This is a genomic window from Sulfurihydrogenibium subterraneum DSM 15120 (assembly GCF_000619805.1).
Taxonomy (GTDB): Bacteria; Aquificota; Aquificia; order Aquificales; family Hydrogenothermaceae; genus Sulfurihydrogenibium; species Sulfurihydrogenibium subterraneum.
The window spans coordinates 145,873-165,949 of record NZ_JHUV01000008.1; the positions used below are offsets into that span (position 1 = coordinate 145,873).

Sequence of the window (20,077 nt, forward strand, 5' to 3'; positions counted from 1 at the left end):
TGTAATTTTTTTGTAATCTAATTTATGTAAATTATTTACAAAGGACAATAGATTAGAGGAGTGTATGAAAAAGTATTTAGTAGGTGTTTTAACTGTATGTACTGTTTCTTTTGGGCAAACTCTAACATTTGAAGAAGGTTTAAACAATTTTATAAATAAAAATTACGACATACTTATCCAAAAAAATGAGATTGAAAAATCAAAGGCAGACATTATAACAGCTAAACTGCGTCCTAATCCAACTTTCTCATCAAACTTTACATTTTATAACTTACAAAATTTTCAAGATAGATCAAACGCACAAAACTCCTTTAGAATAGACCAAGAGATAGAAACTGCAAACAAAAGAGGTTTAAGGATAAAACTTGCAGAAAAGATGTTAGAATATACACATCTTAACTTTAAGTCATCTTTAAAAGATTACTTAAATACCTATCTTTCTTCTTACACTCAGCTACTTTCTGATAAACTACAGCTTGAAAATTCAAAAAGTAATCTACAAGATTATCAAAAGATACTTGAAGTAGCTAAATTACAATACGAAAAAGGATTTTTATCCCAACTTGACTACGAGAAATTAAAGCTAAACCTGATAGACTATCAGAAAGACTACTACTCAAACTTAGAAAATTATGAAAAAGATAAAGAGTTTTTAAAATTTTTAACTCAAACAGATTTTGACGACGTAGCTTTGATAGAAATAAAAGACACAAACTTAAATAACTTAGATGATTTAATAAAAACAGCTTTAGAAAAAAGGTACGACATAAAAAGCAGTAAAGCAAACATAGAGGCCTCCCAAGCTCAGTTAAATTTAAACAAAGCTATGGCAATACCAAACATTACAGTTGGTTTTGAGATAGATGGATACGGAGAAAAGTATAAATTTTTTGGAGTTGGATTTAGCGTTCCTATTCCGATTTTTGACAGAAATCAAGGAGAGATAATAAAATCAAAAATAAACTTAATGCAGGCAGAACTTCAGTATGAAAAAAGTATACAGCAGGTTAAAACAGAGGTTAGACAGCTTTACTACTCATTAAAGTCAAAAGAAACTATACTTAAAGAGTACCAAGAAAAGTATGAAGAGATAAAAAAACTTAAAGAAAATACAGAAAAGGCATTTAGTCTTAGAGGTATAAACGTCTTGACTTTACTTGATACTTATAAGCTATACAGAGAGTTTCAAAAAAATTATACTCAAGCAAAGATTGATTACTACACAGCTTTATATCAATTAAAACTTGCTATCGGAGATTACTGATGAGAAAAATTATAGCTTTTACTTTAACAGCTTTTACGCTAACATTTTCTTGTGGTGAAGACAAAGAAAAAGCAAAAGAAAGTCAAACTCCAAAAGTAAGTTATCAAACTACTTTACCTTCTACCGAAAATTCAAAAGTTATTAGAGTTTTTCCAGCTACGGTATCTTTTACGCCAGAAGGAGTAGTAAGTATTAATCCGCCTATAAGTGGTCAGGTAGAGAGTATCTTTATAAAGGTTGGAGATAACGTTAAAAAAGGAGAGAAACTTGTAAAGATAAAAGCTTTAGACGTTTCTGATATAAAAAGCAACTATCTTTCTGTAAAGGCTCAACTTGAAAAAGCAAAGAGAATATACCAGCTTAACAAAAGTCTCTATGAGATAGGTGCAATTTCAAAAAATGACCTTATTGCTTCAGAAACAAACGTAAAACAACTTGAATACACATTAAAAGGTTTAGAAGAAAAGGAAAAACTGTTAAACGTTAAAAACTTTACAGATTTTTACGTAAACTCTCCAATCGATGGTGTTGTTTACGAAATAGATACTACCGTAGGTGCAAGAGTTCAACCTGACTCATCTCAACCACTGATTAAAATTGCTAACAAAAATCAGTTTATAGTAGTAGCAAACGTGTATGAAAAAGATATTAAATTTTTCTCTAAAGGAGATAAAGTAGATATTATATTTGATGACAAATCAAAAATATCAGGTGAGGTTTACTACATATCAGACGTTTTAGACCAAGACACAAAAACTGTAAAAGTTTACATAAAACCGTCAAAAACAGACAATTTAAAAGCGAATATGTTTGTTAGTATAAAAGTTCAAAAAGAGTTAAACAACTATCTATCCATACCTAAAAACGCAATCATCTTTAAAGATAATCACTTCTATGTCTATTTACTTAAAGATGGTCAAGTTGTTAAAAAAGAAGTTCAGCTGATTGGAGATGCAGAAAATGAAAAATTTGCAATAGTAGATGGGCTAAATAAAGATGATAGAGTTATTCTTAATGCTATCAACGTTGAGGGTGAGTAATGCACAAAGTCTTTAGATTTGTTATAGAAAATGCTGTTGCCATTCTTTTAATAAACTTTATCTTAATAGTGTCTGCTATTTTTATAGTAAGACAGCTGAATATAGAAGTTTTTCCAGACCCTTCTCCTCCTATTGTAGAAATAGTTACAGTTTACGAAGGAAGGTCGGCAGAAGAGGTTGAAAAACAGATAACAATACCTTTAGAAGTTGCTCTGGCAGGTATGCCAGGGCTTGAAAACATCTACAGTATATCTCTTTACGGACTTTCTGACATAAAGTGTAGATTTTCTTTTGACGTAAGCTATAAAGAGGCAAGGCAGGAAGTTTTAAACAGAGTTTCTCAGGTAAATCTTCCACCAAACGTTTCACCATCTATCAATCCAAGTCCAATTGGCGAAGTTATGAGATACAGAGTAAAAGGAAACAGAAGTTTAGTGGATTTAAGGACTATACAAGATTGGATTGTTGCAAGGAATCTTCAAACAGTACCAGGAGTTGCGACTGTTTCAAGCTACGGAGGTTATATAAAAGCTTACTCTGTAATAGTTCATCCAGAAAAACTGATAGAGTACAAAATACCTTTATCTCAGGTTATAGACCAGCTTTCAAAAAGCAATATTAACGTTGGAGGAAGAGTTTTAGAATTTGGAGACCAGTTTTACAACATCCGTGGAATAGGTTTAATAAAAAACATATCAGACATTGAAAATACAGTGGTAGGTTATAAAAACAATATTCCTATACTTGTTAAAAACATTGCTGATGTTCAAATATCACACCTTCCAAGGACTGCATACGTAGGTTTAAACAGAAACGACGATATAGTAATGGGCGTTGTCGTTCTAAGAAAAAATGAAAAAAGTATTCCAGCTTTAAAAGCACTTCACGAAAAGATAGATTATCTAAATAAAGTAATCCTACCAAAAGACGTAAAAGTTATACCATTTTACGATAAACAAGATTTAATAGACAAGGTTATCCATAAGATAACAGAAACAGCAATAACAGGTATTATACTGGTTTTAGTCGTTATACTAATATTTTTAGGAGAAGTAAGGTCTGCCATTATTGTAGCTTCTATAATTCCAATTTCGCTACTTTATACTCTATCAGTAATGGCAATAAATAAAGAGTCAGCAAACTTACTTTCTATAGGTGCTATAGACTTTGGTATTATCGTAGATATACCACTTATATTTATTGAAAACTACTTTAGATTGAAGGAAGAAAGGAAAAATCACATCCAAGCTTTACATGAAAACATAAATCAAATCTTTAAACCTATTTTATTTTCTATGATTATCATACTTTTAGCATTTATTCCACTGCTTACTATGAAAGGTTCAGAATCTCAAATATTTATGCCTATGGCAAAAACTTACATATACGCTCTACTTTTTGCACTTGTTTTAACCTTTACATACCTACTTGCAGGAAGTTATCTCATTCTTAAAAATAGCCATGAAAGAAAGTTTAAATTTTTCACTTACTTAGAAAATTTTTATCTATCGTTGATGGAAAAAATAAACGTGAAGGTAGCAATTTTATCAACAGTAGCTGTATTTATAATTTCTGTTATTTTATTTAAATCTTTAGGTGCCCAATTTTTACCTAAGATGGACGAAGGAAACATTTACGCAAGAATAATATTCCCTTACACAATATCACTGAAAAAATCTTATGAAAATGCTAAAGAAGTAAGGGACATATTTCTATCTTTTCCAGAAGTAGAGCAGGTAGAGTTTCAAGTAGGAAGACCTGAGGACGGAACAGACCCTTCTGGACCTTTTAACAGTGAGTATTTTGTGAAACTAAAGGATTATGATAAATGGACAAGAAACATAACGAAAGAAGAGTTAGAGAAAGAGATAAGAGAAAAAATTAGGCAGAAGTTTCCAAATTTTGATATAAACCTATCTCAGTATATTCAAGATAACTTAGATGAGGCTATGTCTGGGGTAAAAGGGGAAAACTCTGTTAAAATATTCGGTTCTGATTTGAAAATACTTACAGAAAAAGCCCACGAAGTAGCAGATAGAATAAAGAAAGTTCCTGGAATAGTAGATGTGGGCATATTTGAAGAATTAGGACAACCTAACTTAATCATTCAAGTTGACAGAGAAAAGGCTTCTTTATATAACCTTACTGTAGAAGACGTATTAGACGTAATCCAATCTTCTTTAAATGGAAGATTTATAACTCAAGTTATGGAAGAGGATAAATTTTTTGATTTAGTTATAAAGTTTCCAGACAAGTACAGAGATAGCATAGAAGATATAAAAAACATCCCTATAATATTACAAGATGGCTCTCTTATACCTATTTCTAAAGTTGCAAACATTTACTACGATACTGGAGCTTCGTTTATATACCGAGAAAGCTATAGAAGGTACATACCTATAAAATTTTCTGTAGAATCAAAAGATTTAGCTGGAACAGTGGCAAAAGCTCAAGAAGCAGTAAAAGACATAAAACTTCCAGAAGGATACTTCATATCTTGGTCTGGTCAGTTTGAACAGATGGAAAAAGCTTTTGAAAGATTGAAAATATCTATCGGTTTTACTCTATTTATAATTGTAATTGTTTTATTTATCATAAACAGCTCCATTAAAAACACGTTTATTATTTTAATGTCTCCTCTTTACGCTGTTTTTGGTGGGTTATTATTCTTACTTATATGGAAAGAACCTATCAGCGTTTCAGCTTCTGTAGGATTTATATCTATCTTAGGAATTGCGGTATTAAATGCAAATATAATGTTGTCTACTTACTCTAATTTTGTAAGGTCTGGTATAAAGGAAGAAGAAGCTATTAAAATGACAGTAAAAGAAAAATTTAGGTCTATTCTGATAACAGGTTTAACTGCATCTGTAGGGCTTCTTCCTGCATCTTTATCTCAAGGTGTAGGTAGTCAGGTACAAAAACCTTTGGCTGTCGTAGTAGTTGGTGGTATGTTTTTAGGAACTATCTTACTTCTACTATTTTTCCCAAAACTACTAAAATTTACAGAGGTTAAAGAAAGTTGATTTTACTTACGTATAAGTTTTCTTTTTAAGATATTAAAAAATAACATAGCAGAATCTTCTTTAAGTAGAAGGTTTAAAGCTACATAAATCAAACCACCTAAAAGTATGCCTCCAAAGATAAGAATTGAAAGTTTTAAATGAAGAGTTTTTAAAAACTCTAAAACCAAAACCATACCACAAGTTGAAATAAAAACTTTTATAAAAGATACAAAAATACTTTTTAACTCCAGCTCATACTCATACTTAAAGTATAGGTAGATAGAGTTAACATACGCACCGATTGACGATGCTAAAGCAAGTCCAAAAACTTCCCACTTTAACACAAAAGTAAAGAAAACAGCAAAAAACATACTAGACAGTAAACCGATTATAGTTGAAACAAGGGGTGTTTTTGTATCTCCAACTGCAAAAAAAGCACTCTTAAAAGGTCTTGTAAAAGCGTATCCTAAAAGCCCAGTAGCATAACCAGCCAACGCGTAATAAGTCAAAACAGCATCTTTTTCTGTAAAGGCTCCCCTTAGTAGAAGAAGGTCTATAATTTCCTTTCCTAAAAAAATCATACCAGCCATAGCAGGAAGAGATATAAATATAGATACCTTAAAACTTAAAGTAAGGTCTTTTTTGAAAGCTTGAATATTACCTTCCGCATAATACTTAGACAGAGATACTAAAAGGGCATTCCCAAGACCAATTATAAAAAGTCCCAGAGGTAGCTGAAATATTCTGTTTCCATAGTAGAGGTAAGTTATAGCTCCAGCGTATAAAAAAGATGCAAGAAAGGTATCTATAACAAAAGAAAACTGGCTTACTCCAAAAGATGCAAAAGCTGGAACCATCTTTTTTAAGGTTGTCTTTATAGCAGGATGTTTTTTTAAAGATGGTTTAAAAAGTAATCCTACTTTATATACTTGAGGCATCTGAATTAAAAACTGTAGCAGTCCTCCAAGTAGAGCTCCCACAACCAGAGCATATATACCTAAATAACTGGAAAGAAATACAGAACTAAATATAAAAGATAGATTTAAGAGTGCTGGAGCAATACCGGGAATAAAAAATCTATCTTTTGTATTAAGTAAAGCCATAAAGAAAGAAGTCCAGCCTATAAGAATAAGATACGGAAAAACCAGTCTTACAAGGTCAGCTGTAAGCTGTAGATTTCCCTTTTCTGAAAATCCGGGAGCTAATACTTTTACGAACCCTTCTGCAAATAAGAGAACAAAAACAGTTATAACAGATAAAACGATTGTATAGTAGCTAAATAAAGAAGATACATACTCTTTTGCATTTTCATAGGACTTTTGTCTTTCCTGAGTATAGATAGGTATAAACGCAGCGTTGAAACTACCTTCTGCAACAAGTTGTCTTAGAGTGTTAGGAAGTCTCCAAGCTACATAAAAAGCATCTGTTATCTGATTTGACCCAAAGTAAAAGGCTACAACTGCATCTCTAATGTATCCAAGTATACGGCTTATAAATGTAGCAACTGAAAATATTATTGTGTTTTTTAAAAAGTTCATCTACAGTTTTATGCTAAACTCTGACTTTAAAAAGTATTTTTTTCCTGATTTGTCAAAGATAGTTAATCTTACAAAGTAATCTCCTGAAGGAACTTCTTTTCCTTCTATATCTTTTTGATTCCAACACCATTGTTTCTTCTCTTTAGGTTTTATAACAGTTATAATCTGGGCACTTACAGGAGAAAATATCGCAACTTCTGGTTTTTCTTTTTCAAAGATAGCGTAAGGAGCTGTAGATGGAAGTAAAATATCATTATTTGAGTTATTTTCTAAAACAAAACATACATTTCCCCCTTTTTTATATAATGGTTTTTCTGAGTAAAATTTCACGCTTTCTATATTTTCTTCTTCCTGTTTAACCTGTTGTTTAGTTTCTATCACTTTTATCACTTCTTTATCCTGTTTTTGGGACATAGCCAGAGAAAAATTTAGGGTTATTAGAGCTAAAAGCAATAAAATTCTCATCTATCAACCTCTTTCTTAGTATATTACAACGTTAGCGTTTAAATTTACAAAATTATAAAGCCTTTCTATATCTTCATTTCTTAAAACTATACAGCCGTAGCTTATGTTCATTCCCACTCCTTTTTCACTTCTTTTACTTGTTCCGTGTATCATATAAGAAGAGCCATTGAGCCTTAACGCCCTTGTTCCAAGGCCATTTTCTGGACTTCCGTAAGGTACAACTGGTGGAAGATTAGGATTATTTATTTTTGCACTTGGTGGAACTACCCAATCTGGATTGACTTTTTTTTCAGTTATTTTAAACTCTCCTTTAGGTGTTGGAAAGTCATCTCCACCAAGTCCTACTGGAAAAGTTATAACATAATTTTTACCTTCTATCTCAAATGGGTAGTAAAGTCTATGGTCTTGAGTTGATACATATACAGTGTTTAGTTTGAAATCTTCGGGAAGTTGTTTTTTTAAAGGTACTTTTATGTAAGTATTCTTTAGAACTTTAAAAGGGTTTATATCTGGATTTGCCTGTTTCAATTCATAATAGCTTACTTTAAGCTGGTATGCCAAATCTACAAAAGTTGTATCCTTTTCTACCCTGTATTTGTAATCTTTTCCAAAACTGTTTCCTTCTAACTCAAAAAGTTCTAAGTTTTTGATAAAGTAAACATCTTTTATTTTTACAACTTCTTGGTCAAAACCGTAAACCTCTAATCTTTCAGCTTTGGCAAAACCTATCAAAAAAACTATAAAAATAAAAATTAACTTTTTCATACTGTCTTTTCGGATTAAATGTCTAAATTCCTTACCTCTTTTGCATACTTCATAATAAACTCTCTTCTTGGTTCTACCTTTTCTCCCATAAGTATGGAAAATACTTCATCTGCTAACGCTGCATCTTCTATAGATACTTGCAATAATCTTCTTGTTTTAGGGTTCATCGTAGTTTCCCAGAGCTGTTCTGGGTTCATTTCTCCAAGCCCTTTGTATCTTTGGATTTCACATCCAGACATTCCTGCTTCAAATATTACATCGTACAAGTTATCTAAATCTTCTACTTTCACACTTTTTTGCTTGTAAGATATCTCTACAGGAAGTTCTCCTAACATATTTTTCAGCTGGTTTTCAATTTCTTTTACCTTTAAGTATGCGTAAGAAGATAAAAAGTCTATATCTACTTTGTTTACAACTTTAGAAAATCTTTCTGATCTTTCTATAAATATCTCGTAATCTGATTCTTCTGGATTGAACTTATAATAAATCTCGTAAGAAGGTAGTTTTTGTCTTAAAGTCTCTACAACTTCTTTAACCTTATCTTCATTCCTTATATCGTCTTCTGTAAGATTTAAACTAAGAAGAATATCTATCACAACTTTATCTTTCTTCTTGTAAAGACTTTCTTTTAGGTTTTTATACTCTTTTGCAAGCTTTGCAATTTCTTTAAGCTGAGATTTGCTGAGATTTTTACCTTCTACGGCTATCTCATCCGTAGCAAAGTCTATAACTATTTTGCTGAGTTCCTCATCATCTTTGACGTAAATCTCTGACCTTCCTTTTTTTAGTTTGTAAAGTGGTGGTTGAGCAATGTAAAGATATCCATTTTCTATAATCTGTGGGAAAAATCTGTAAAAGAGAGTTAAAAGTAGGGTTGTAATGTGAGACCCATCAACGTCAGCATCAGCCATCAGAATGATTTTGTGGTATCTTAACTTAGATAGGTCAAAACCTTCATCATCTTTTTTCTCTTCATCTTCTGATTTTATAGGTAGTCCTATTCCAGTTCCTATTGCATTTACTATAGCCCTTATCTCTTCATTTGATAGGATTTTATCTATTCTTGCTTTTTCTACGTTTAAAATTTTACCTTTTAGTGGCAGTATTGCTTGGGTTCTTCTGTCTCTTCCTTGCTTTGCAGAACCTCCTGCAGACTCTCCCTCAACTATAAACAGCTCGCAAAGTTGTGGGTCGCTTTCTGAACAGTCTGCAAGTTTACCCGGTAAAGAGCTGTCTTCAAGGAATGATTTTCTCCTTGATATCTCTTTTGCTTTTCTTGCAGCTTCTCTTGCTATTGCAGCTTCTATAGCTTTTTCTGCTATTTTTAATGCAATATCTTTATTTTTCTCAAAGTATTCAAGCAGGTAATCTCCTACAACAGATTCAACAATCCTTTTAACGTCTTGGTTTCCTAACTTTGTTTTTGTTTGTCCTTCAAACTGTGGTTCTGGTACTTTTACTGATATAACAGCTGTTAGTCCTTCTCTAAGGTCATCTCCACTTACTCCAGATTTTAGCTCTTTTGGAAGTTTCATTCCTGATAAAGTCTTGTTCATAGACCTTGTAAGTGCAGATCTAAAGCCCGATACGTGAGTTCCACCTTCTACTGTTTTAATGTTGTTTACAAAGCTTTCAATAACTTCGTTATAACTTTTAGTGTACTGAAAAGCTACTTCGACTAAAACACCTTCTTTTTCTCCCTTTACGTAAATAACTTCATCAAATAAAGGCTCTTTTGCTTGATTTAGAACTTTTACAAAATCAACTATACCATGTTCAAAGTAAAACTCTTCTTTTATATCTTTTCTTTCATCTATTAAGACAAATCTAACAGCTGGATTTAAAAAGGCAAGTTCTCTGACTCTTTTTTGGACTATATCAAACTTTATGGTTGTAGTTTCAAATATAGAGTCATCTGGTTTAAAAGTGACTTTTGTCCCTCTTTTTGTTGTATCTCCTACGACTTTTAATGGGTAAACAGGTTTTCCGTAAGAGTACTCTTGTCTGTAAATCTTCCCATTTCTGTAAACTTCTACTACAAGCCAACTTGAAAGTGCATTAACTACAGAAGCTCCTACTCCGTGAAGACCTCCTGAGTACTGATAAGCTTTTTTTGAGAACTTTCCACCTGCTCCTAAAATTGTAAATACCATTTCAACTGCAGGTATTTTAAACTCAGGATGAATATCTACTGGAATACCTCTTCCGTCATCTTCAACTGTAACAGAACCATCTTGATGTATAATTACTGTAATGTTTTTGGCATAACCTGCCATTGCTTCGTCAACGGCGTTATCAAGAATCTCCCAGATAAGATGGTGAAGTCCTCTCTCTCCTATGTCTCCTATGTACATTGCAGGTCTTGCTCTTACGTGGTCAAGACCTGTTACCGCTTGAATTGCTTCTGCAGAATACTCTATATTTTCATTTTTAATTTCTTCCAAACTAAAAAACCTCCTTTAAATATTCATTGGCATTACAACTGATAAATATGGTTCATTTTCATCTTTTGGTATGATAACTGTTTGACTGTCTTTGTTTATAAATTTTATAACAACTCTAATATCTTCTATCTCATTTATTGCATCTATGATGTATTTACCGTTAAATCCTATCTCAAACTCTTCTTGTTCGTATTCTATATCTATCTCATCTTCCGCAAATGTATCTTCAGTTGTAGGTGTTGATATTATGAGCTTATTTTCTTTAAGTATTAACTTTATAGGTTTTGCATCGCTTTCTTCTGCAACCACAACCCTTTTAACGGCATCTAAAATCTCTCCCTTTGAAACTTCTATTTCTATATTAAAGGAGTTTGGAATAACTTGAGTGTAATCAGGGAACGCTCCCTCTAAAAGCCTCGCTGAAAGTATCCAGTCAGAACCTTTAAAAAATATGCTACTTCCAGATATAGCAACTTCAACGTCTTCATACTCTGAAACAAGTTTTTTAATCTCACCTAGTGCCTTTTGAGGAACTATATACTTTCCTTCTATATTACTACCAGATACCTCACCTTTATAAAGAGCTAATCTATGTCCGTCAGTTGCTACAAAATCCAAATACTTTTCTATAAAAGAAAAACAAACCCCATTTAAAGCAAACCTACTTTCATCTTTAGATGCTGCATAAACAGTTTTCGTAATTCCTTTTAACAATGTATCTCCTGATATCCTTACAGCAAGGTCGAAAGGGAACTCTTCAAATACTGGAAAATCATCTGGATCTGTTGTAGGAATAGAGTATTTTGTCTTTCCAGAAACTATTTTTAAATTATTTTTATCTAAATATAAACTTACAGAAGCTGCAGGTAAAACTTTTGATATATCAGTAAGTTTTTTGGCATTAACACATACAGAACCTTCTTCTTTTACGTCAGCGTTTATCCAGTAAGTTGTAAAAACTTCTAAATCTGTTCCTTGAATTATTAACTTTCCATCTTCTGCTTTTAAAAGAAAATTTGTAAGTACAGGCAGAGCTGCTTTTTTCTCTGAAATAACCTTTTTAACAGCATCTTGAAAACTTTTTTTATCAACAACGATATCCATTGAAAACACCCCGTGAGAATTTTATATATACTATTTTACCATTTTTATCATAGAAAAATTTGAAAAGTTTTGTGATATTATAGATGTCAAAATTAGTGGAGGTTTGACATGTTTAAATTTTTTACAGTGAAAGAAGCAAATGCAATCCTACCTCAAATAAAAGTACTTGTAGAAGAAATAGCAGAAAAAAGAGATGAGATTTACTACAATATAGCTAGGTATGAAGAGTTAGCTGATTTAGAAGAAAAGTCAGACAAAGAAGACCTTGAGATGATGTACGCAAAAAGTATGGTGATGATGTTAGAGTCAGAAATAAAAGAGATTATAGATACTATACAAAACTTTGGGGTTTTAGTTAAAGGTATAGACCCAGTTTTAGTTGATTTCCCTTCAAAAAACGAAGATGAAGATATATTTTTATGCTGGAAAGAAGATGAAGAAGAAATAATGTACTGGCACGGAATAAATGAAGGGTTTAAAGGAAGAAAACCAATATCACTGCTAAAAAATCCTCCAAAAAGAAGTTTTTATAATTTTTAATTCCTTACAAAAGGAAATTTATAATGTATATCTAATATGTTAATCATTACATAGATAGTTTTGTAATGTTTTTGAGTGGTAATGTTGTAATCATCTAAATAGCCAAAGGATAAGCTCCAGCAACCTCTGTTCCAGTTAAATGTAAACATCTTTCTCTGGGTGTACTTTTGTTGTAAATTTGTGAGAATGTATCCATTAAAACTGTAGTTTAGATAGTTAATAGATAAAGCGTTAGAAATCTGTTTATTTTGTTGTGTTTCTCCTTTGTCTTCTATGTAAGATACAGAATAGGTAGCGTACTTATAAATAGGTATAGAAGCTGTAGAAACCGTTCTTGAGATGTTCTTTTTATCCCAGTCGTAGTACAAAATACTGTCAAGGCTATAACCTTTAATATTTAAGAAAATGCTACTTTCTAACGGTTTTGTTTTAGAGTTATACTTAGTTTCTCCAATGTAGTAGTAATTTAAAAAGGAATAACCTTGAGATAACTTCCATCGGAGAAAGTAATCGTTTTTAAAGTTTAAGATGTTGTAAAGTGTAAGGTCTATATCTTCTTTTTCATTTATACGGTCGCTCCTGTCATAGATAGGTAGGTTTGACTGATTTACTTTAGATATGTATTCAAAAGAGATTTGAGGAATTATTATATGGTTAAAGTCTGAGTAATTTTTAATAAAGGTTGTTTGTGTTGTATTTTTCAGAGGAATTAAAAATCTTGTATCTATCGTGTTTCCGTCTTTTGTGTTTAAATATAGAGTTAGCCTTGGAGAAAGTTCAAAGTTATTTAGAATACTGCCAAAGTAAGTGTAGTTAGATAATCTTAAAGTGTTATCAAACCTTAATCCAGATGTTCCCTCTTGTCTGTAAAAGTAGGTTGATTCTGATAAAAAGTCGTAGAATACAGGCAGATTAAAAAGTTGTCTTTCTTTCCAGTAAAATCTAATTTCTGGAAGCCTCTGTAATGTTTGTTTATTGTTTGGAGCTGTAAGGTCGTAAAAATAGTTAAGGTTAGTTTCTAAAAGGTAATCTTTAGTCCCTGTTCTTGCTGTGATGTAAGATTGAGTAAAAGCTGTATACTTTAAAAATGAGAAGTTATAAAAATCTTCAAAGAAGTACTTATCACTTGGAATGTCAATTTTTGTATAAATTTGCCAGTTGTTAAAAGGTGAGTAATTACTGTCTAACTTTATTCGCCATCTGTTTGTTATAGGTGTTTTATCCCTGTTTTGCCACCAAGACCCATTGGATTTTTCTTTAAATAAGTCTATCTGTGAATTTAAATAAACTCCTTTATCAAACAATCTTCTGTACTCTGTAGATAATCCAAAACCTTGTTTGTTCCTGTAATCTGTCGTAATGGTAATATCGGAGCTGTTGTTTATAACTAAAAATAAAGGTTGTTTATAAACAAAAGTGTTGTAAGTATCTTGACCTATAATTGGTTGTAAAAGCCCTGATTTTCTATCGATTGTAGGATAAGAAAAGTAAGGAGTATAAAAAATTGGAATTTTACAAAATCTAAAAGTCATATTGTATGCTTTAAGTTCATCTTTTTCTTTTAACTTTCCAGATTTAGCTTTTATATTCCAGTCATACTGATTAAAAGGACAAGAAGAAAACTCTCCGTCAGTAAAGTAATAAGTGTCTTTAACTTTTTTTAAATACTTTCCTCTTACTGAGTATACTCCATCAACTTTTCCTTCATAATCAAAAATCTCCCCTTCATCTTCTTCTATACTAAACCAACCTTTACCACCTGTTCCTTCAAAGGTTTTTGTTTTGATGTAAAATTTTTGTGGAAGTGTAATTTTTTTGTTTTTAGTATCGTATATAACTTCATCAGACTTTAAGACTTTATCAAAGTATGTGATTACAACGTTACCTTTAGCTGAAATAACATCATCTTTATCTCTCTCTATACTATCTGATTCTATTAAAACATTATTAACCTGTCCGTATGCAAGTATAAAGACAAAAAAATTTATTAAAAGAAAAAATACAAATCTCATTAACTGCTCTCAAAGTTTAATCTTTTTAAGGCAAAACAATTATAGCATATCAAAACAGTATATTTGGTTAGTGTTTGACAACCTCATAATTTTTGTATTCAATGTTTACCGTAAATAAAACTTTATTAAAATACAGGAGGTTAGTATTATGAGAAAAGTGCTTGCAGCATCGGCAATCTTGGCAGTGGCAGCAGGGTCAGCCTTTGCAACAAACGGAGATAACATGATAGGTGTTACTCCAGCTTCTGAGGCAATGGGTGGTATAGGTGTTGGTATGCCTATAGGTTCTATTGACTCAATTTTCAGAAACCCAGCATGGATGAACAGTGAAAAAGGATTTACAGTAAGCTTTGGTGGAATCCTCTTTATGCCTGACGTAAAGGCTAGAGCAAAAGACCCAATGAATGGTGATAGTGGATACGTATCTTCAAGATCAAACTTTTTTACAGTCCCAGAAATTGGTATTACAAACAGAATTAACGACCAAGTTGTATTAGGTATTGCAGCTTACGGTGTGTCTGGTATGGGCGTAGACTACAGAAATAAAGACCAAAGACTTGCTAATATGCATACAACACTTCAGTTTATGAGAATCATACCTGCAGTCTCTTATCAGATTAATCCTAACCTTTCTGTAGGTGTAGGATTAGATTTAGCATGGGGTTCTCTTGATTTGGGAGCATCTATGCCTAATAACCGAGGTGGTGGTCAATCTTCCTCTTATGGAATAGGAGCACAGATTGGTATTGGTTATAAAATTGGAGATTTAACAGTTGGTTTTAACTATCAGTCTCCTGTAAGTATGAAATATAAACATGTATTTGATTCAAATGGAGATGGGTCTTTTGAAGACTTAAAATTACAACAACCTCAAGAAGTGGCAGTTGGTATAGGTTATAAAGTAATGCCTAACTTAAAAGTAGGTTTAGATCTAAGATGGATTAACTGGTCTGATGCAGACGGATACAAACAGTTTAAATGGAAAGACCAAACCGTAATAGCAGTAGGTGGAGAGTATCAAGTAAATCCATCTTTAAAATTAAGAGCTGGATATAACTATGGTAAATCTCCAATAAGAAGCTATAGTAATTTAGCTACTTGTATGCCTGGAGATCCTACCCCTTGTCATTTAAATTCTATTCCTAACTTTACGCAACCATTCCCAGATTACAACGTTCAATGGTTTAATCTTATAGGTTTCCCTGCTATAACAGAGCATCACATTTCACTAGGTGGAAGTTATCAATTTACAAAGAATTTTGCAGTTGATTTAGCTTACGTTCATGCATTTGAGAAAAAAGTAGAATCTACAGCAATGAATGGTATGGTTTTAGCTGGAGCTAAAAACGCACAAAATGAAGTTGGTATAGCTTTAAGATGGTCTTTCTAAGGTTGGAGGTAGGGAGTTATGTATAAAAAGGCTATTTTAGGGACGGTTTTGTCCCTTTCTTTTATGAGTTTGTCTTATGCAGCTGACCCTTGGATGAGTCCAGAGTGGACTAAAAAGTTTTGTGATTATTGGAATCAACATCTTCAAACTACTATGGCAGAGTGGGCTGAGTATAACGTAAAAAAAGAAAAAGGTTATAAAACTATACAGTTTTACAGACAAGACTGTAATCCTCATAAAAAAGTAGAAGTTAGAATTAAATACGAAAATGGAAAATCTGTTTGTATTTATGGCGGAGAAGCTAAAGACCCTAATCCTGAGTTTGTAATGTACGCAACAGACCAAAACTGGAAATCTTTAGCGAAAGGCGAGTTTGGCTTTATGGGAATGGGGATTATGTCAAAAATGACTTTCCAAGGCTCAAAAGTTGAAGCTATGAAATTTATGGAACCTTTTAAAGCCTTTTTAATAGGACTTGGGAAAGTTCCTTACTCTGACAGCTGTCCTTAATCTATAAATCTTCCTCTCCCGTGGAGGGAGGGGGTCTGTTATATAATATTCTTATGATTTTTCTCTACAGTAATTCTTCTGACGGATGGTTAGGTAAACAAGGTCTATTTTTGTTTAATAAACCTATATTCACACTAAAAGTATACAAAAGTCGCACATATCTAAACAACTTCTTAATAAAAACAAAAAAACCTTTAAAAATTGCAGAAAGTATAATAAAAAAACAAAAACTCTTTGCAGTAGGATTTATATCCTATGACTACAACGATTTTATATTATCTAAAAAAATCCCAAAAAAAGACGATACTGATTTTCCTCTTATTTACTTAGAATTTCATAAAAAGTATACTGAGATTGAAAGGAATTTTAAAAATAGCTTTGTATCAAAGATAAAAGATATAACCTATAACACAGAGAAAGATGAATTTATAAAAAAAGTAAACATTGCAAAAAAATACATAGAAAATGGAGACTTTTATCAAATCAACCTATCCCACAGAATAGATATAAACGGTTATTTTAACAAAGATGCAATATTTTTTAACCTAATAAACATTCAACCAACCGATTATATGATGCTTATTAAAAATCCAGAGTTTTCTCTAATATCAGCTTCTATGGAGCTTTTTTTAGAAAAAAATGGGAATTTAATAAAAACAAAACCAATTAAAGGAACTGTAAAGAAAACAGGAAATCCTGAGTTAGACAAAAAATTAAAGGAAGAGTTAAGAACAAGTCAAAAGGAACAAGCAGAAAACCTTATGATAACAGACCTTATGAGAAATGATTTAGGTAAAGTAGCCAATAATATAAAAGTAGAAAATTTATTTGAGATAACAGAGTACTCAACACTCTACCAGATGAGCTCTACTGTAAGTGGTATCTTAAAAGAGGGCTTATCTATTGATGAAATAATAAAAAACACATTCCCTCCAGGGTCAATAACAGGAGCTCCAAAAAAGAGATCTATGGAAATTATAGAAGAACTTGAAGATAAAAGAAGGTCTGTTTACTGTGGTGCTACAGTTTTAATCAAACCAAACCTTGACTTTGTTATGAGTGTAGCCATTAGACAGATTCTTTTTAAAAAAGATAAAGCTTATATATACGTAGGTAGTGGAATAGTGTCTGATTCAAACCCAGTAAAAGAGTGGGAAGAAACATTGTTAAAGGCTAAAGCTAACCTCAAGGCAATTGGCATAGGAGATTTGTAGCCAAAAGTTTATAGATTCAAGTAATTAAGAACATTTTTAAAATCAGTTGGAATTTCTGCAGTTAAATCTATCTTTTTGTTTTTATAAGGATGGAAAAAAGAAAGTTTATAAGAATGAAGCATCTGACGACTTACTCTTTTAAGTAGATTATGCTCTAACTTTTTAACTCCGTAAATTTTATCTCCTACTATTGGATGTCTTATACTTGCAAGATGTTTTCTTATTTGATGTTTTCTTCCTGTTTCTATCCTTACCTGAAAGTAAGAAAATCCATTGCCTTTTTTTATAAGTTTTATGTGGCTTACAGCTGGTTTGTCATCTATTGGTAAATTTACTGTTAAATGATTAAAGTTTGCCTCGTTGTGAGATATAGCAAGATAAAGTTTGAATACGTTTTTATCTTCCCATAACTCTTTAAATCTTTCAAAAATTTTAAAATTTTTTGCAAGTAGCAGTATTCCTGATGTTTCTTTGTCAAGTCTGTGAATTGCTTTTATTTTTGGATTTTTTAGTTTTTCTCTTAATATAAACTCTACAGAGTCTTTTTCTCTATCACTCACCAGTGTTGGCGGCTTGTTTACAGCTACTATATACTCATCTTCGTATATTATTTTTAGATTCTTTGTATCTATATGTTGGGCTTGTAATATCTCAACTACATCTCCTTCTTTCAAAGTGTGAGATGCTATCCAAACTCTTTTATTATTAACTAAAACATTTCTACTGTCTATTATATCTTTTGCTTGGTTTTTTGAGATTTTTAAACTGTCTGCTATAAAATCTTTCAAGTTTACAGCTGTTTTTACGTAAAATTTTTTAATCATTATCTATCCATTCTAAATAGTATTTTCTTACTTCATTAAAAAAAGGAATGTTTTCTTTATAATCTAAGTACGTCCATATCAAAGGCTGGAAGCTCCCGTGGTGGTAAAGAAGCTCTATCTCCCCATAAACACCTTTTCCTATGTAAACCCTTGAACCTTTATATTTGTGGCTTAGAGCTATTACTTGATATTCATCAAGATAAACAGGGTCTATATTTACCGTTCTACCACCGTTTTCTCTAAATTCATCTTCTAAATTCATACAGAAATGTTTTAAACTTACACTTTCTTCTCTGTCTATTAAACAATCTAACACAAAAAAGTTTTTTAACAAGCCTTCTCCCATCTCTTTTTCGTAGTAGCTTGAATAAGAGAGTGTAAAAGCTTGAGTTTTTTTCAATACCTTTCCAAACTTGTTTTCGATTATTTTTAACACTTTGTCTAAATTTTCTGACTTTTCTTTATTCCACATTATTGCAAATAATAGTAATGCTTTTTTGTTTATCAATGCTTTTTCTCACCTTTTGCCATTCTTATTGCGTGTTTTAAAAGTGGTGCTATCATTCTAAGATTGTCTTTAACTCCTGAGGAACTTCCTGGTAAGTTTATTATAAGAGTGTGGTCTCCTGCTACACCGCAAACAGCTCTTGATAGAAGAGATTTAGGTGTAAATTTTACTCCAATTACTCTCATAGCTTCTTCAAATCCTATCATTTCTTTTTCTATTACTTCTTTTGTAGCCTCGGGAGTGTTATCTCTTTTACTAAATCCAGTCCCTCCTGTTGTGAAGATTATGTCTACTTTGTTAGTCAACTCTTTTAATTTTTCTACTATCATCTCTTTGTCATCTGGAAGTATGTCGTAGTGAATTACTTTTCCTCCAAATTCGTTTTCTATAATATCAATTGCTACTTTTCCACTTTTATCTTCAGCTTCTTTTTTATAACAGCTATCGCTTAAAGTAATTACTGCACAGGTTATTCCTGATAAATCTTCTTCATAATCAGATTTGCCACCTTTTTTAGATACAAGTTTAATATCAGATATAACCATATTTTTATCAAATGCTTTACACATATCGTAAACATTTAAAAGGGCAGCTGAAACTGCCGTTAGAGCTTCCATTTCCACTCCTGTTCTTCCTATACATCTTACAAAAGATTTAACGTATATCCCGTCTTCTTGAAGCTCTACTTCTACAAAAGCTTGGTCTATAAGGATAGGATGGCAGAAAGGTAAAACTTCTGGAGTCTTTTTAGCACCAAGGAGTCCTGCCATCTGGGTTGCAGTTATTACATCTCCCTTTGGAATCTGTTTGTTTTTTATCATTTCTATTGTTTCTTTTGAAAGATATATTTTACCTTCTGCTAAAGCTTCCCTGATAGTTTCAAATTTCATTGATACATCTGCCATTTTCATCTAAAAACCCTCCTACACAACTGCGTAAATCTCTTTTAAGTTTCTTCCTTCTTCTGCCCAATCAAGTCCGTATCCTACAACAAATTTATCTGGTATAACAAATCCAGTATAATCAGCGTCATAATCTACTTCCCTTCTTTCTTTTTTATCAAGGAGTACCACAGTTTTTAATTTTTTAGGACTTCTTAAACTTAAAGCTTCAACTAAAGCCTTTAAAGTCCTTCCTGTATCTATAATATCGTCTATAATCAAAACGTTTTTATCTTTTATATCAACGGACATATCTTTTATAAATACAACTTCTCCCATACTTTCCATAGATGTTTGATAAGATGAAACCTGCATAAAATCAATGTAAACTTTACCTTTTAAATTCCTAACTAAATCTGCAAAAAACATAAAAGAGCCTTTAAGTATTCCTACCGCGTAAATTTCTTCTCCTTGGAAATCTTGATTTATTTTTTCAGCAATTTCTATAACTTTCTTTTTAATTTCATCTTCACCTATCAAAAGTTCTAACTTTCTTCCTCTTATCTCCATAAT

General features: G+C 31.8%; 17 protein-coding genes. 7 read left to right on the forward strand and 10 right to left on the reverse strand.

What is annotated here, in order from left to right; all coding sequences use genetic code 11:
- Positions 1-64 precede the first annotated feature (64 nt).
- Genes Q385_RS0101485 through Q385_RS0101495 form a run of 3 tightly spaced genes read left to right on the forward strand, consistent with a single transcriptional unit; the run spans position 65 to position 5,330 of the window.
- Positions 65-1,264, forward strand: coding sequence for a TolC family protein (locus Q385_RS0101485; RefSeq protein ID WP_028949962.1), 1,200 nt, complete (start codon positions 65-67; stop codon positions 1,262-1,264).
- A complete protein-coding gene (locus Q385_RS0101490) occupies positions 1,264-2,304 on the forward strand; it encodes an efflux RND transporter periplasmic adaptor subunit (RefSeq protein WP_028949963.1) in 1,041 nt (346 codons plus the stop codon). The genes Q385_RS0101485 and Q385_RS0101490 overlap by 1 nt, the downstream gene beginning before the upstream one ends.
- Positions 2,304-5,330, forward strand: coding sequence for an efflux RND transporter permease subunit (locus Q385_RS0101495; protein ID WP_028949964.1), 3,027 nt, complete (start codon positions 2,304-2,306; stop codon positions 5,328-5,330). The genes Q385_RS0101490 and Q385_RS0101495 overlap by 1 nt, the downstream gene beginning before the upstream one ends.
- A gap of 2 nt (positions 5,331-5,332) precedes the next feature.
- On the opposite strand, the gene murJ is transcribed toward Q385_RS0101495, so the two are convergent.
- Genes murJ through dnaN form a run of 5 tightly spaced genes read right to left on the reverse strand, consistent with a single transcriptional unit; the run spans position 5,333 to position 11,625 of the window.
- Positions 5,333-6,847, reverse strand: coding sequence for a murein biosynthesis integral membrane protein MurJ (gene murJ, locus Q385_RS0101500; RefSeq protein ID WP_028949965.1), 1,515 nt, complete (start codon positions 6,845-6,847; stop codon positions 5,333-5,335).
- On the reverse strand, positions 6,848-7,312 hold the full coding sequence (locus Q385_RS0101505) for a hypothetical protein (RefSeq protein WP_028949966.1): 465 nt from the start codon (positions 7,310-7,312) through the stop codon (positions 6,848-6,850).
- Between the two features lie 15 nt (positions 7,313-7,327).
- A complete protein-coding gene (locus Q385_RS0101510; RefSeq protein WP_028949967.1) occupies positions 7,328-8,077 on the reverse strand; it encodes a L,D-transpeptidase in 750 nt (249 codons plus the stop codon).
- A 14-nt stretch (positions 8,078-8,091) separates the two neighbouring features.
- Positions 8,092-10,521, reverse strand: coding sequence for a DNA topoisomerase (ATP-hydrolyzing) subunit B (gene gyrB, locus Q385_RS0101515; protein ID WP_028949968.1), 2,430 nt, complete (start codon positions 10,519-10,521; stop codon positions 8,092-8,094).
- A gap of 15 nt (positions 10,522-10,536) precedes the next feature.
- A complete protein-coding gene (gene dnaN / locus Q385_RS0101520; RefSeq protein WP_028949969.1) occupies positions 10,537-11,625 on the reverse strand; it encodes a DNA polymerase III subunit beta in 1,089 nt (362 codons plus the stop codon).
- Between the two features lie 108 nt (positions 11,626-11,733).
- Between dnaN and Q385_RS0101525 the strand changes: the two genes are divergently transcribed.
- Complete coding sequence (locus Q385_RS0101525; protein WP_028949970.1) at positions 11,734-12,165, forward strand: DUF2203 domain-containing protein; 432 nt, start codon at positions 11,734-11,736, stop codon at positions 12,163-12,165.
- Here the strand turns inward: Q385_RS0101525 and Q385_RS0101530 are convergent.
- Entirely contained in the window at positions 12,162-14,177 is a 2,016-nt protein-coding gene (locus tag Q385_RS0101530; RefSeq protein ID WP_028949971.1) for an LPS-assembly protein LptD, read from the reverse strand. The genes Q385_RS0101525 and Q385_RS0101530 overlap by 4 nt on opposite strands.
- A 148-nt stretch (positions 14,178-14,325) precedes the next feature.
- Here Q385_RS0101530 and Q385_RS0101535 point away from each other — a divergent pair, with 148 nt between their 5' ends.
- Genes Q385_RS0101535 through Q385_RS0101545 form a run of 3 tightly spaced genes read left to right on the forward strand, consistent with a single transcriptional unit; the run spans position 14,326 to position 17,291 of the window.
- A complete protein-coding gene (locus Q385_RS0101535; RefSeq protein ID WP_028949972.1) occupies positions 14,326-15,567 on the forward strand; it encodes an OmpP1/FadL family transporter in 1,242 nt (413 codons plus the stop codon).
- Between the two features lie 18 nt (positions 15,568-15,585).
- Positions 15,586-16,077: an SCP2 sterol-binding domain-containing protein gene (locus tag Q385_RS0101540; protein ID WP_028949973.1), complete on the forward strand. Its 492-nt coding sequence runs from the start codon at positions 15,586-15,588 to the stop codon at positions 16,075-16,077.
- A gap of 53 nt (positions 16,078-16,130) precedes the next feature.
- Entirely contained in the window at positions 16,131-17,291 is a 1,161-nt protein-coding gene (locus tag Q385_RS0101545) for an anthranilate synthase component I family protein (protein WP_037919396.1), read from the forward strand.
- Between the two features lie 8 nt (positions 17,292-17,299).
- On the opposite strand, the gene Q385_RS0101550 is transcribed toward Q385_RS0101545, so the two are convergent.
- Genes Q385_RS0101550 through hpt form a run of 4 tightly spaced genes read right to left on the reverse strand, consistent with a single transcriptional unit; the run spans position 17,300 to position 20,074 of the window.
- Positions 17,300-18,115, reverse strand: a complete 816-nt coding sequence (locus tag Q385_RS0101550) for an RluA family pseudouridine synthase (RefSeq protein ID WP_028949975.1) — start codon at positions 18,113-18,115, stop codon at positions 17,300-17,302.
- Positions 18,108-18,623, reverse strand: coding sequence for a DUF4416 family protein (locus Q385_RS0101555; protein WP_028949976.1), 516 nt, complete (start codon positions 18,621-18,623; stop codon positions 18,108-18,110). Before Q385_RS0101555 ends, Q385_RS0101550 begins: the two co-directional genes overlap by 8 nt.
- Positions 18,620-19,534 carry a bifunctional molybdenum cofactor biosynthesis protein MoaC/MoaB gene (gene moaCB / locus Q385_RS0101560; protein ID WP_028949977.1) on the reverse strand — a complete coding sequence of 305 codons (915 nt, stop codon included), beginning with the start codon at positions 19,532-19,534 and terminating at the stop codon, positions 18,620-18,622. The genes Q385_RS0101555 and moaCB overlap by 4 nt, the downstream gene beginning before the upstream one ends.
- 12 nt (positions 19,535-19,546) lie before the next feature.
- Positions 19,547-20,074 carry a hypoxanthine phosphoribosyltransferase gene (gene hpt, locus Q385_RS0101565; protein ID WP_028949978.1) on the reverse strand — a complete coding sequence of 176 codons (528 nt, stop codon included), beginning with the start codon at positions 20,072-20,074 and terminating at the stop codon, positions 19,547-19,549.
- Positions 20,075-20,077 lie beyond the last annotated feature (3 nt).